Origin of the sequence: Tsukamurella tyrosinosolvens, from assembly GCF_900104775.1 — a bacterium.
Taxonomy (GTDB): domain Bacteria; phylum Actinomycetota; class Actinomycetes; order Mycobacteriales; family Mycobacteriaceae; genus Tsukamurella; species Tsukamurella tyrosinosolvens.
Genome location: NZ_FNSA01000003.1, coordinates 3099524 through 3112832, shown reverse-complemented (window position 1 = coordinate 3112832; position 13309 = coordinate 3099524). Strand labels below are relative to the sequence as shown.

Genomic DNA, 13309 nt, shown 5'->3' with positions numbered 1-13309 from the left:
TCAGGCGTAGGCTACACCTGTAGCACGTCGTCGAGGGAGGCTCCGTCATGCATGTCGAGTTCACACCTGATCACGATCTCTTCCCGTTCGAGGCACGGTGGTTCACGACAAGTATGGGCATGATGCACTACGTCGACGAAGGGCGCGGCCCCGTCCTCCTCTTCTGCCACGGAACCCCGACGTGGAGTTTCGTCTATCGCCGGATCATCGGCGCGTTGCGGGGCAGCTATCGCTGTATCGCGGTTGACCACCTCGGGTTCGGGTTGTCGGAGCGGCCTGAAGGATTCGGCTACACCGTCCCCGAGCTCTCGGCGGCCCTCGGAGAACTGGTCGATCATCTGGGATTGGTTGATTTCATTGTGGTCGGACACGATTGGGGCGGTCCGATAGCGCTCGGTGCAGCTGTGGAGCGCTCCGACCGGGTCCGCGGGAGCGTGCTGGCGAACACGACCTATTGGCCGAACACGGCTCTGGCGAAGCGACTCTTCAGTGCGGTCATGAGCTCAGGCTCGATGCAGCGTCGCATCGTCGACAGGAACCTGATGGTCGATCGGATTCTCGTATCTAAGGCGGGGCGGGTACTGACGCCTGCGGAGATCGAGCACTATCGCGCGGTGCAGCCCACACCCGAGGCGCGCCGAGCTCTCGCGGTAATGCCGCGCGAGATCCGTGAAGCGGAGCCGTTTCTCGCGGATCTGGCGACATCGGTTCCTGGGAACCTGGGGAGCAAGCCCGCGCTCGTGATTTGGGGTATGCGCGACAGGGTTTTCAGGCCGAGCGACTACTTTCCGGGGATCGCCCGCGACTTCACAGATGTCGAGTTCGTGGAGGTCGCAGGGGCTGGGCACTTGGTGCAGGAGTTCGCGCCGGAGGAGTTCGCCGCAGCCATCGCCACCCGGTTCCCGGCTTGACCGGAGTCTCCTCCTCTCACCCGATGATCGGGCGTCGGTGACGGGTCTGGCGGTCGAGTTCGGTCTGCATCGCGGTGCGAACCCGGTCGGCGTAGTCGTCGTCGGTTTCGGCCGGGACGGGGTGCATGGCGGGCAGGAAGGTGGTGCGGAGCTTGGTGGGCAGCGGCACGTACGGGAGCAGGCCGACGGTGCCGATGTTGATCCCCCAGGGGATGGAGACGGTGATCGGCAGGCGGTGCAGGCGGAATCGCTCGCGCGCGCCGGTCGCCTCGGCGAGGGCGGCACCGTCGTCGAGGACGATGACGGATTCCCCGCCACCGCTGGTGACCACCGGCACGATCGGGACGCCGGCCTCCCGTGCGAGGCGGGCGAAGCCCGCCCGGCCCGCGAACATCACCGTGTTGCGGTCCTTCCAGGACTTGAAGGCGTCGATGTCGCCGCCGGGGAAGACGAGGACGTGCTTGCCGTCAGTGAGGGCCTCGTCGGCGGTCGCGCGGCCAGCGGACCGGGCGCCGAAGGGTTCGAGGAGCTTTCCGACGCCGAGTTGCCAGGCCACCTGGTGCGTCAGCGCGATCACCGGCCGGTCGTCGCCGCTGGCGCGGTGGGCGATGCCGAACGCCACGACGTTGAGGTCGAAGACGCCGCCGAAGCCGTGATTGGCCACGAACGGCACCGGCTCGTCGGGGATCGGCGCCGCGATGGTGGTCTCGTGCCGGTTGTAGAGCGCGACGGCCGTCTCAAGGGCGCGCGCGATCCGGTCGCTCCAGTCCGTCATCTCCCGATCGCGTTCTTCAGCCGTGGAAGCTGCTTGAGCGGGTTGTGCCGTTCGATCTCCAGACGCTGCTCGGTGGTGAAGGTCTCGCTCAATCCTGGCGCGGGGTCGCGGTCGCCGTGCTGGTCCAGCACCAACGCGGAGAACGGCCAGTCGCTGCCGAAGACGACGTGGTCACGGCTCGTCGCGGCGAGCACGCTGTTCATCGCGGTGGGGGCCGCACTCAGCGCGGTGTCGTAGTACATGCCGGCGACTTGCGACTGGACGTCGAGCAGAGAGATCTTCGGTAGAGGTAGTCGACCGAGGCCGGTTTGCGAGGCGACGCCGATGCGGTGGGTCAGGAACGGGAGGGTGCCGCCGGCGTGGGAGAGCTGGAACCGGATGTTCGGGTAGCGCTTGGTGACACCGGTCGTCATCATCAGCATCGCTGCGCGGGTGGTGTCGAAAGTGAACTCGGCGAGGAAATCCGGCAGCGGCAGGTGCGGTTTGGCGTCGTCGGGGATCGCGGCGGGATGGACGAACACGTAGGCCGAGCGTCGGTTGAGTTCCATCATCAGCGGCTCGAAACGCGGGTCGCCGAGGTAGACGCCGTCGTACGCGCTGAGCAGGGTGACACCGTCGAGGTGCAGTACGTCGAGCGCGTGGGCGAGCTCCGCGATCGACGCGACGATGTTGGGCATCGGCAGGACGGCGAAGCTCCCGAACCGCTTGGGATGGCGCTTGATCAGGTCCGCGGCGTAGGTGTTGCAGTACCGCGCGAGGTCCGCGGCCTCCTTGCCCGGGAGGAACGAGACGCCCGGATCCGAGACGGCGAGTACGCGGGCGGAGATGCCGTAGTAGTCCTGGAAGGCGATGTCGGCCTCGGGTGACCAGGTGGGCGTGGGATAGCCGCCGATGGTGAAGTGGCCGTGCGAGAGCAGCGCCGACCGGTACTCCGGGGGAAGGAAGTGCGCGTGCAGGTCGATCCGGTACTGCCCCTTGGGCGCGGTGAACTGCTTCGCGGGTTCGGCGTTGGCCGAGGAAGCGCCGAGGGCGCCGGCACCGAGAGTCGCTGCGCCGGCGGCGGTCGCAACGCCGGCGAGGAGGTTGCGGCGGTTGATCATCGGGTCGATCCGTTCGTCAGCGGGGAGGTGGCAGGCAGTGGCGGTTCGGGTGCGAAGTCGACGACCGCGGCGCCGATCGTCTCGTCGCCGAGGACGATCCGTGCCTCGACATGGTCGCCCGGGCCGACGGCGACCATGGGGCCGAGTGCTCCGGAGAGGATGACGTGGCCGGCGCGCAGCGGCTCACCGAGATCGCGAGCCGTCTCCGCGAGCCACAGCACCGCGTTGAGCGGGCCGCCCAGGCAGTCCGTCCCGTAGCCGGAGGACGCGGTCTCGCCGTTGACGGTCATCGTCATCCGCACCGACGAGGGATCGACCCCGGCGGGGAGGCGGTCGCCGAGCACGTAGACGCCGGCACTGGCGTTATCGGCGACGGTGTCGGCGTAGCTGATGTCCCACTGTTCCACCCGGCTGTCGACCACCTCGATGGCGGCGTGGCTGCGAGCGACGGCCCGTCGGACCGTCTCGACCGTGAAGTCGCCGACCAGGTCCTCGCCCAGGACGAACGCGATCTCCGCCTCGACCTTCGGCTGCAGCAGCGCCGCCCGTGGGATCGGCCTGCCGGAGTAGTCCATGTCGGCGAACAGCACCCCGAAGTCGGGCCGGTCGACGCCGAGCTGTTGCTGGACGAGGCGGTTGGTCAGGCCGATCTTGTGCCCGACGACGACGCCGCCGCGCTCGATCCGGTCCTGGGTCAGCAGCTGCTGCACGGCGTACGCCGCCGTGACATCGGTGGGACCGATGAGGTCGCGCACCGGCGCGCAGGGGTTGCGACGGTCGGTTGCGGTCAGCAGTCGCCGCGCGGCGGTGGTGATGGTGTCGGTGCTCATGCGGGCCTTCCGGTGGCGATGCGGGTGGGGGAGTCGGCGGGTGTGAGTCGGAGGCGACGCTGCACCTCGCGGGTGAGGTGCGCGGCGTCGTGGCTCGCACCGAAGACGTACTTGTCCGGGCGCAGGACGAGAACCGTGCCCGGGCGGTGACCTGCGCGCCGTAGCCACGAGGTCAGCAGGCCGTCGGTGTCCTCGAGATCGATGAGGCCCGCCTGCCGGCGGCCGTCGCCGATTCGCCCCTGCGGCCGTGCGCCGGAGCGGTAGATCGTCGCGAAGCTCGCGCCGAGGCGCTCCCACGCGGTGGCGCCGTCGCCGAGGCACTCGCGCGGATCGGTCTCGAATCCGATGACGGCCCAACCGATGCCGAGGGCGTCGTCGAGCCGGACCCGATGCCCGTCGTAGCGCCGCACCACGGGCTGCGGCGGCAGCGTGCCCTCGATGCCCCGGACCGGTCGGCGCTCAAGGCCCAGGTACTCACCACGGCGGAAGCGCGGCTTGGGCTTCATGCCGGCTCGGCGCACCCACGCGCCGAGCGCGGGTACATGGATCGCCGTACGCAGTGCGAGGTCACGGGATCGGGCGAGGGCCGGGCTCTGCACGGAGACGAGCGACTTGTTGAAGACCGAGAGGTCGATCATCGCCTTCGCGTGGTGGCGGCGTTCCGACTCGTAGGTGTCGAGGATCGCGGGATCCGCCCCGTGCTGCAGGATGGCCTGGAGCTTCCAGGAGAGGTTGTCAGCGTCGCGGACGCCGGCGTTCATGCCCTGACCGATGAACTGCGGGGTCATGTGCGCGGCGTCGCCGGCGAGCAGGATCCGGCCCTCGCGCCAGCGGTCGGCGACGACCGCGTTGAAGGTGTAGACCAAGCGTCGCGCGACGGTGACCTCGTCCACGTCGACGTACCGTCCGATGAGGCGGCGCACCGTCGTATCGGACTCGAAGTCGTCCTTCTCGTCGTCCTCGGAGAGGTTGAACTCGAACCGGTGATGCCCGCCGGGCTGCGGGCAGCTCACCGTCGGCATGTCGGGGTCGCAGACGAAGTCGAAGTACGGCAGGTGCCGGAACGGGTCGGCGCCGTCCTTGGCGGCGAGGTCGACGACGAGCCACCGCTCGGGGAAGCTCTTGCCGCTCATGTCGATCCCGAGGCGGGTGCGGATGACGCTGCGGCCACCGTCGGCCCCGACGAGGTAGGACGCGCGCACCGTCTCGCGGGTGGCGTCGTCGATCACGTTGTCCTGCTTGCCGTACCCGCTGCCGGTGGACGTCGCGTGGACGACCGTGACGCCGTCGGCGTCCTGATCGAGCTCGATCACCTCGCGGCCCCGTCGGACCTCGACGTTTGGGTATCGGACGAGCGCATCGCCCAGCTTCGTCTCGAGATAGGGCTGATAGAAGAAGTTGGTCACCGGCCACCACAGCGGGCGCTGGGGCTGGCGGAACTGGACGAGCACCTCGCCATCGGAGGTCACCCACTGCACCGCCGAATCGACGTTCATGTCCTCGTGGATCTCGTCGGCGACGCCTGCCGTCTGGAAGACGCGCAGTGCCTCGTCGTCGGTGTACACGGCGCGGGCGTTGCCGTAGAAGTGGGGTTCGCGTTCGAGGACGAGGACGGACAGGCCCCGTCGGCCGAGGAGGTGGGCGAGGGTCAGGCCGGTGGGGCCGAGGCCCACGACGGCGACGTCGTAGTCGTTCACTTCGTGGTTCCGATCGGTGTGCTGAGGGCGGGGACGGCTCGTTCGGGGCGGCGGAGGTTGCGGATCGCGTCGCGGACCTGGGCGAGGTTGTCGCTCAGGTGCACGGTGTCGTGACCCCAGATGCTGATGCCCTGGTAGGTGGTCGGTTGCCATGCCGCCTCGAGCTCGGGCGTGACGACGACGGGGTTCCAGCCGACCTCGAGTTCGAAGCCCGACGGCGTGACGCAGTAGAACGACAGCTCGCGGTCGTTGGTGTGCTGCCCGACCGTCCACGCGATCCGGAAGCCGAGGTCGCGGACCCGCTGGTGCGCAGCGAGCATGTCGTCGAGGTCGGCGACCTCGATGTTGACGTGCTGCGCCCGGGTGCGGATGGGGTCGACGGGCAGGTGGTGCAGGCCCGCGACGGCGATCGAGTGGTGTCGCTCGTTGACCCGCAGGAACCGGATCTTGAGCGTCAATCCGTTGATGTTCTCGTCGATGTAGTCGGAGAGTCGCGAGTCGAAGACGGTGCCGTAGTAGCGGTGGATGCTCGCCGGGTTCCGGGAGGTGATCGCGACGTGTCCCATGCCGGAGGCGCCGGTCACGTAGCCGGAGGTGAGCATGCGCAGCGGCTTCGTCGTGCTCCGCACGGTCGTGAAGATCTCCTGCGCAAGACCTTTCGGGCCGGGAAAGCGCCATAGCCGCTCGACGCCGCGCAGCGCCGCCTCCTCATCGGTGCCTTCGATGATCGGGACGCCGCGATCGCTCACGCGCCGCAGGATCTCGTCGAAGGTCTCGTGATCGTCGATCTGCCAGCCGATCGCCATCAGGTCCTCGGCCGGGCCGCGGCGGATGAGGAAGCGACACTCGTTCTCGTCGAGCCGGAAGCGGAGGGTGTCCGCATCGAGCTCGTCGACGTGCAGCCCGATGGCGTCCGCGCCGAAACGGTGCCACTGCTGCATCTTCCGGGACTCGACGACGAGGTATCCGAGATGGACGGCGCCGAAGACCGCTGTCATGCGTCGCCGCCGAGGAAGGTGCTCGCGAGTTCGTTGAACAGGTCCGCGCGCTCCCACTGCACCCAGTGACCCGTCCGCGCCGCGACGTACAGGTCGCAGTTCGGCATCGTCTTCGCCAGCGCGGGCCCGCCGGCCGGTCGGTTGACCTTGTCGTCGGCACCCCAGATCACCAGGGTCGGGGCCTGCACGTCCGCCAGGCGGCGGTCGCGCGTGAGATCCATGCGCAGGAGCGTGCGCAGGGCGGTGGGGCCGGAGGGCCGGCGCAGCGGAGGGTTCGCCACCACGTCCGGCACGATGCTCGCCTGGTAGCGAAGATCGATGAGGTCGTCCCCGATGGCGGAGGCGTCGTAAACCAGGTACTCGCGGATGAACTCGCTGAGCTTCTCCTTGCTCGGTCCTTCGCCGCCGTAGTAGCCCAGGAGCGCATTGAGCCCCTTCGTCGGGAGCGCGCGGGTGGTGCCGATCCCGCCGGGGCCCATGAGGATCAGCCTGCCGACGCGGTCGGGCCGATCCATCGCGAGCCGCAGGGCCGCCGCCCCACCGTAGGAATTGCCGACGAGGTGCGCCCGCTCGATGTCGAGCGCGTCGAGCAGGCCGCGGACGAACATCGCGAGATCGCCGAACGGATCACTCTGGTCGATGTCCTTGCTCGACCGCCCGTACCCGGGCATATCGGGCACGATCACGCGGAACTTCTCGGCGAGTGCGTCGATGTTGCGCGAGTAGTTCGAGGCGCCCGTCGCGCCCGGGCCGCCGCCGTGCAGAAGGACGACGGGAGTGCCCTCGCCCGCCTCGGTGACGAAGATTCGGCGGCGCCCGACCTCGACGGTGCGCTCGGTTCGCGTGGCGGTGGTGGAAGTCATCCTGGGCCTCTCGCTCGATGAAGTTTCTGACAACATCATCAGAAAGTCTCGGAGCGATGTCAAGCGGTTTCTGATAGATTTATCCAAGAACTTCGCCCGGAAGGAGTCGGCAGACATGACCACCGAGACCGCTGATGCGTCCGCGCGGCGGCCCGACCCGCGCCGGGCCCGCACGCGGAACGCCCTGATCGGCGCCGCCCGGAGGCTCCTCGCGGACGGCCGGTCCGCCGTGAGCGTGCAGGAGATCACCGAGGAGGCCGGCGTGGGCTTCGGCAGCTTCTACAACCACTTCGATACCAAGGAAGAGCTGTTCGCCGAGGCCGTGGCCAGCGTGCTCGACGACTGGGGCGATCTGCGTGACCAGGTCGTCCGCGGCATCGACGATCCCGCAGAGGTGTTCGCAGTGAGCTTCCGCATGGTCGGCCGACTGCAGCGTCACCTGCCGGAACTCGTCCGGGTGATCCTGCACCAGGGCATGTCGGTACTGCTCACAGACCGCGGTCTACGCCCGCGCGCGCTTGCGGACCTTCGCCGCGGTCTCGACGCCGGGCGGTTCACCGTCCCGGACGTCGAGATGGCGCTGATGATGTCGGGCGGAGCGCTTCTCGGGTTGATCCAGCTCCTCGACGCCGACCCGGATCGTGACGACGCCCGGGCCTCCGACGACTACGCCCGGCACGTCCTGCTTCAGCTCGGTGTCGAGCGGGAGGACGCGGACCGCATCGTGGCTCTACCGCTCCCGACGATCGCGCTGCCGGTGTGACGTAGGACGGTCGGGCGGTCGCAAGTGATCGCCGTACCCGGACATCGTCCGGCAAGCACTACCAGGCGATGTCGCCGATGCTCGCCAGCGGTCGGTGGTCGGAGAGGCTCTCCGGCGCCGCGTAGGTGTCGCCGCTGTGGAGCTCGTCCGGGAAGCGCAGCTTGGTGCGTTCCTCGATCGTCGTCAGGCTCACCTGGTAGGCGCGGAACTCGTCGAGATCGAGGGCCTCGAGCCGGTCGAGGTTCTGGGTGAGCAGGAATCCTCGGGCGACGAGCTTCCCGTCGCCGACGAACGTGACGACTTTGAAGAACTCGCGGGGGAGTGCGACGCCGCGATAGGTGCGGTCGTCCTCGCCGAAGACGGGGCCGCCGAAGACGCTGACCTTGAGGTTCTCCGCTTCGGCGTCGGTGAGGACGGCGTTCTCGATGAGCCCCCAGATGCCCTGGCGGGCACTCTGGTTGAAGTCCTCGACCTGCGGGGAGATGTTCGTGTAGTAGAACGAGTCGGTGTTGGCCTGCTCGGCCTCGGACGGGCTGCCCCAGGTGAGGTCTGCTCGGCGGGCGACGTGGCCGCGATCGATCCGGTTGCCGGAGTACAGCTCGTTCCCGACCTGCGTGTCCTCGGGCAGGCGCGGATCCTTGACGAACTTCGAGCCGCTGCGGTCGATGCTCGTGAGGGTGGTGCCGTCGATGTTCCAGGCGACCCAGCGGGTGAGGCGCCGCGATCGGCTCTGCGTCAGCGAGAAGTGCGTGTAGTCGATGACCGGGCTGCCGTCGACCTCGACGGCGTCGTCGGCCAGGCTCGCATCCACCGCGGGTACCGGCACCGCGGTGCTGAGGAAGTCGGGGTCGTACCCGGCGCCGATCCGCGTCGCCGGGGCGGCCTGCGCGGTGGGGGCGCCGGCCGGCGGCGTGAGGGTGATGCCGAGCTTGGTGAACACGGACGTGCCGAGGCAGGCGAGCGCGTGTTCGTCCGGGCTGCCGGTGGCCTCACCGCCGAAGTGCAGGCCGGCGAAGACCCCCGTGGGGCGGCCGTTGGCGGCCTTGAACAGCCAGACGGCGCCGGAGTCGCCGCCCATGCTGATCTCGTTGTCGGGGGCGGGGTTTCTGGGGTCGGGGCCGATCTCGAAGCCGCCGATCTGTTGCTCCCCGACGCTGCCGCCGTAGCTGATCTTGACGACGACGTCGATGCGGCGCACGAGGCCGTGGGTGACGCCGGTGGTGCGGCCGCTCTTGATCACCTTGTCGCCGAGTTCGGGTTCGCCGAGCTCGGTCGGCGCGACGGTCAGCCCGAGCGGTTCCGGGGTGTAGCCGCGGTCCTCGATGGTGGCGACGGCGCAGTCGCCGGCGACCCCGAGGTGGGAGCGGTACAGCACCCCGAGGCGGTTTTCGTCGACCCGATCGTCGTCGTAGGCGCCGGGTTGGACGACGGTGTCGCCGATCGTCCCGCCCGGGCCGTTGAGGACGTGCCAGTTCGACAGGATCAGCGGGGTGCCGTCGGTGCGGTCGTAGACGATCGCACCGATGGTGCCGGCGGAGACCTTGACGTTGCCGACGCTGATGCCGGGGCGGATCGGGTCCAGGCGAGCCTTGGCCTCGGCCGGTGCCGCCTCGGGTTCGGCGACGATCCGGTACGAGAGCTCGTAACTGCGCTCGAGCACATCCGTGGGCACCGCTACGCCGTCGACCTCGACCGACTCCGGCAGCAACGCGGTGCCCAGGCTCTCGAGCGCCTCGGGCGCCACCTTCCGGCGCACGGTGAACTGCACCGCGACGGTATCGGTGGGCTTGCCGTCGACGACCTTGTGCCCGATCCCCACCGAGGTCACGTTCGGGTCGGCGAGGAAGTCGGCGGCGCGGGCGCGCACGAACCTGCGCAGCGCCTCCGTGGAGGCAGAAGGCGCATCCTTGGCCTGCTCGGTCGACGGTGCTGCGGGCTTCCGTTTGTTTCCGGCCATAACTTCAACGGTAGGCGAGAACGTGGAATGCGGCTCGGTGAGAGCGCGACCGGCGATCTACGCCGCGTGCAGGCCGCACCCACCGCGCACCGTCGGAAACGACAGAACCGGCGGCCGGAAGAATCCCGACCGCCGGTCCTGGTGAAGAAGATCAGTACTTGCCGAAGGCGAGCGCCACGTCGTGGCCGCCGAAGCCGAACGAGTTGTTCAGCGCGTACTTGTAGTCGCCCTTGCGCGCCTCGCCGTGCACCACGTCGAGCTCGATCTCGGGGTCCTGGTTGTCCAGGTTGAGGGTCGGCGGGATGACGCCGTCGCGCAGCGACAGCACCGTCAGGGCGGCCTCGAGGGCGCCGACGGCGCCGATCGAGTGGCCCAGCGCGCCCTTCGGGGCGTAGATCGCCGCGTCGGTGCCGACGACCGCGTTGATGGCCTTGGCCTCGGCGGTGTCGCCGATCGGGGTCGCGGTGGCGTGCGCGTTGATGTAGTCGATGTCCTCGCGCTTGAGGCCGGCGGTCTCCATGGCGCGCTTCATGGCGCGAGCGGCGCCGCCGCCCTCCACGTCGGGGGAGACCATGTGGTAGCCGTCGGAGGTGATGCCGGCGCCGAGCAGGCGCGCGATGGGCTTCGCGCCGCGGGCGAGGGCGTGCTCCTCGGTCTCGATGATCATCAGCGTCTGCGCCTCGCCGAAGACGAAGCCGTCGCGGTCCTTGTCGAACGGGCGCGACGCGGCCAGCGGGTCGTCGTTGCGGGTCGAGAGGGCGCGCATCATGGCGAAGGGGGCGATGACGGGGCTGTCGATCTTGCCCTCGATGCCACCACACACGGCGATGTCGGCGTCGCCCATGACGATCTGGCGCCAGGCGTGGGCGATGGCCTCATTGCCGGTCGAGCAGGCCGAGACGGGGGCGATGGCACCGGCGCGGGCGCCGATCTCCAGGGCCGAGACGGCGCAGGCGCCGTTCGGCATGGCCATCTGCACGGTGAACGGCGAGACCTTGCGGACGCCGTGATCGCGCAGCGCGTCGACGGCCTCGACCATCGACTCGCCGCCGCCGAGACCGGTGCCGACGACCGCGGCGAGGCGGTTGTGATCGACGTCCGGGCGGCCCGCGTTGTCCCACAGGCGCTTGGTGATCACGTGCGCGGCCTGCTCCACGTAGGACATGCGGCGCTTGGACACGTGCTGCTTGCTGATGTCGCCCGCGTACTTGCGGTCGGGACGCTCGGGCACCTCGGAGGTGGGATCCTCGAGCAGCTGGCCGCCGAAGCGGACCGGGAGGTCGGCGATGTCGACGCCGATGAAATCCCCCTTGAGCTCGCGAATGCCGCTCTTGCCGGCCAGAAGGCCCGCCCACGTGGACTCGGTGTCGGTGCCGATCGAGGTGGTCATCTCGATCGCGGTGACCACGACGTTGGGGAACTGTCCGCCGAGCGTGCTGAAACTCCGGATGTCTGCCATGACCTCCATGAAACAGGATCGAAACGCGCATTCGGCTGTTCTCAGGTGAGAACTTCACCCCCGTGTCTTGTGGGATCGTCACGAACCGTTCGGTTCACCTTCAGTCGTCCTCGGCGCCGCGGTCGACGCGGAGCACGCCGTCGACGCCGCCGAGCGCGGCCCCGGCCTCGGTGACACCCCTTCCGACCAGCGATAATGCGACGGTGACCGTTCTGTCCCGCCCCGCCTCCTCAGCGGGCCCGTCCACCACCGTGAGCGACGCCACAGTCCAGCCGCGGCGCGAGCACGCTCCCAGGATCTCCCGCAGCACACCGGCCCCGTCGCGGTAGGTGAGCGTGACGCCGCGTTCGGCGGTACCCCGCGCGGCGACCGTCCTCCCCAGCGGGGTGAAGCCGAGGACCGCCACGAAGTGGAGCGCCGTGACCGCGACGGCGAGGACCTCGAGCCCCGCGCCTGCGGCCATGCCGATCGCCGCCGTCTCCCACACCGCCGCCGCCGTGGTCAGGCCGCGGATGGCGCCGCGCCGAGTGATGATCAGCCCCGCGCCGAGGAAGCCGATCCCGGAGACGATCTGCGCTGCGACGCGGGACGGGTCGAGGATGACGGCGCCCGGCGTCAGGACATTGCTGAATCCGTACTTGCTGACCAGGAGGATGAGTGCGGACGTGGTGCCGACGATCGCCTGGGTGCGCAACCCGGCGCTCTTGCCACGGAACTCGCGCTCGAGCCCGACCACGGTGGACAGGCAGAACGCGAGAACCAACTGCTCGATCTGGCGCCAGCCCTGACCGGCGCTGATCCATGAGTCCGCGAGCGTGCTCACACCTCCATGGTGCTCCCGATCTCCGCCGGCGCAACCGCGTCCGGGGCGCGCGCCACGAAGGTGGCCGCCACCGCCGCGATGCCGATGGCGAAGCAGAGGAGTGCGAACGGCAGGTTCCCGACGGGGTCGCCGGCCTCCGTCACACCGTTCTCCGCCCCGAAGAAGGCCGGCAGGGCCGTCGCCCAGAGCAGGGCGAAGACCACCAGATACGCCGCGGCGTACGCCTGGACCAGGCGGTTGCGGTGCGCCGGGATCGACGGTGCGCCGGGCGCGGGGGCCAGGCATCGTCGGATCGCGTACAGGGCCGCCCCGGCCATGAGGGCCAGTTCCAGGGCGTAGACGGTGCCGCGCACCGTATCGCCGGCCAGGCCCAGGATCGTGGCGGGCAGGGGCAGGACGAACGTGCCCACCGACGCCGCCAGGCCGATGACGACGGTGCGCCACACCAGCTGCGGGCCGGTGAATCGCGCGCCCGCGTCCACGTGGCGGCCGACCATGAACTGCACGCACAGCGCCAGCGACATCGGCCACAGCGCCGCGAACACCACCACCGAGCCCATCGGGACGAGGCGAAGAACGGCAGGTTGATCGGATTGTCGGGCGCCCACTCCCACCAGCGCAGCTGCGGGCCGAGGTGATCGAAGATCTCGTAGAAGCACCCGTGCACCAGGCCGACCGTGCACGCCCCGAGGACGATCCCGCACCGTCGGAAGACGCCCAGCATGCGGACGATCTCGAACGACATCGTCGCCATCATCGGATAGATGGCGACGATGTACAGGGGCAGGCGGCCCCAGAGGAACTCGACCGTGAACAGGTTGTGCGCGAACATCGTGTCCACGTAGCCGTCGATGCCGAAGGCGCCGGGGAAGTAGAGCGGCGGCTCGATGACGAACAGGTAGGCGGTCGCGCCGAACCACACCGCGAGGTTCGTCGCGTCCCCGGCGCGCCACCGCCGGAAGGCGTGGATCAGCATGAGGACCGAGCCGACGATGATCGTCAGCTCGAGTACCGGCAGCGTCCAGTTCTCCAGCTGGAACGGGCTGCGTACCGACACGAGGCCGCCGGTGTCGTCGCAGGTGAAGCCCATCCGGCGCGCCAGCGCGTCGAAGGTGGGGGTGCACAGGTCCATC

11 protein-coding genes and 1 pseudogene are annotated in these 13309 nt (G+C 69.3%); 2 read left to right on the top strand and 10 right to left on the bottom strand.

The genetic code is table 11. The features are described 5' to 3' along the window. The first annotated feature begins 47 nt into the window (after positions 1 to 47). Positions 48 to 911, top strand: a complete 864-nt coding sequence (locus BLW32_RS17425; RefSeq protein ID WP_068739904.1) for an alpha/beta fold hydrolase — start codon at positions 48 to 50, stop codon at positions 909 to 911. A gap of 16 nt (positions 912 to 927) precedes the next feature. Here the strand turns inward: BLW32_RS17425 and BLW32_RS17420 are convergent, their stop codons facing one another. From BLW32_RS17420 to BLW32_RS17395, 6 genes are read right to left on the bottom strand one after another with little or no spacing between them, the layout of a single operon-like run. Continuing rightward, positions 928 to 1686: a 1-acyl-sn-glycerol-3-phosphate acyltransferase gene (locus BLW32_RS17420; protein WP_068739902.1), complete on the bottom strand. Its 759-nt coding sequence runs from the start codon at positions 1684 to 1686 to the stop codon at positions 928 to 930. Beyond that, positions 1683 to 2786 carry an amidohydrolase family protein gene (locus tag BLW32_RS17415; protein ID WP_068739900.1) on the bottom strand — a complete coding sequence of 368 codons (1104 nt, stop codon included), beginning with the start codon at positions 2784 to 2786 and terminating at the stop codon, positions 1683 to 1685. The genes BLW32_RS17420 and BLW32_RS17415 overlap by 4 nt, the downstream gene beginning before the upstream one ends. Further along, positions 2783 to 3616 carry a 2-keto-4-pentenoate hydratase gene (locus BLW32_RS17410; RefSeq protein ID WP_068739898.1) on the bottom strand — a complete coding sequence of 278 codons (834 nt, stop codon included), beginning with the start codon at positions 3614 to 3616 and terminating at the stop codon, positions 2783 to 2785. Before BLW32_RS17410 ends, BLW32_RS17415 begins: the two co-directional genes overlap by 4 nt. Beyond that, positions 3613 to 5313: a bifunctional 3-(3-hydroxy-phenyl)propionate/3-hydroxycinnamic acid hydroxylase MhpA gene (gene mhpA, locus BLW32_RS17405; RefSeq protein WP_068739896.1), complete on the bottom strand. Its 1701-nt coding sequence runs from the start codon at positions 5311 to 5313 to the stop codon at positions 3613 to 3615. Before mhpA ends, BLW32_RS17410 begins: the two co-directional genes overlap by 4 nt. Continuing rightward, complete coding sequence (locus tag BLW32_RS17400; RefSeq protein ID WP_068739894.1) at positions 5310 to 6311, bottom strand: VOC family protein; 1002 nt, start codon at positions 6309 to 6311, stop codon at positions 5310 to 5312. Before BLW32_RS17400 ends, mhpA begins: the two co-directional genes overlap by 4 nt. Continuing rightward, on the bottom strand, positions 6308 to 7174 hold the full coding sequence (locus tag BLW32_RS17395) for an alpha/beta fold hydrolase (RefSeq protein ID WP_068739892.1): 867 nt from the start codon (positions 7172 to 7174) through the stop codon (positions 6308 to 6310). The genes BLW32_RS17400 and BLW32_RS17395 overlap by 4 nt, the downstream gene beginning before the upstream one ends. Before the next feature lie 115 nt (positions 7175 to 7289). Here BLW32_RS17395 and BLW32_RS17390 point away from each other — a divergent pair, with 115 nt between their 5' ends. Then, a complete protein-coding gene (locus BLW32_RS17390; protein WP_068739890.1) occupies positions 7290 to 7937 on the top strand; it encodes a TetR/AcrR family transcriptional regulator in 648 nt (215 codons plus the stop codon). Between the two features lie 58 nt (positions 7938 to 7995). Here BLW32_RS17390 and BLW32_RS17385 read toward each other — a convergent pair whose 3' ends face one another. From BLW32_RS17385 to BLW32_RS28200, 4 genes and pseudogenes are all read right to left on the bottom strand, one after another. Beyond that, positions 7996 to 9894 (bottom strand): DNA/RNA non-specific endonuclease, encoded by a 1899-nt coding sequence (locus BLW32_RS17385; protein WP_068739888.1) that lies wholly within the window; start codon positions 9892 to 9894, stop codon positions 7996 to 7998. 151 nt (positions 9895 to 10045) lie between these two features. Beyond that, the gene (locus tag BLW32_RS17380; RefSeq protein ID WP_068520640.1) at positions 10046 to 11353 is read right to left on the bottom strand and encodes a KasA/KasB family beta-ketoacyl-ACP synthase; all 1308 of its coding nucleotides are present in this window, start codon (positions 11351 to 11353) and stop codon (positions 10046 to 10048) included. A 100-nt stretch (positions 11354 to 11453) separates the two neighbouring features. Then, complete coding sequence (locus BLW32_RS17375; protein ID WP_068739886.1) at positions 11454 to 12176, bottom strand: MgtC/SapB family protein; 723 nt, start codon at positions 12174 to 12176, stop codon at positions 11454 to 11456. Next, positions 12173 to 13308 (bottom strand): annotated as a pseudogene (locus tag BLW32_RS28200) (hypothetical protein). Before BLW32_RS28200 ends, BLW32_RS17375 begins: the two are co-directional and overlap by 4 nt. Between the last annotated feature and the right edge of the window lies 1 nt (position 13309).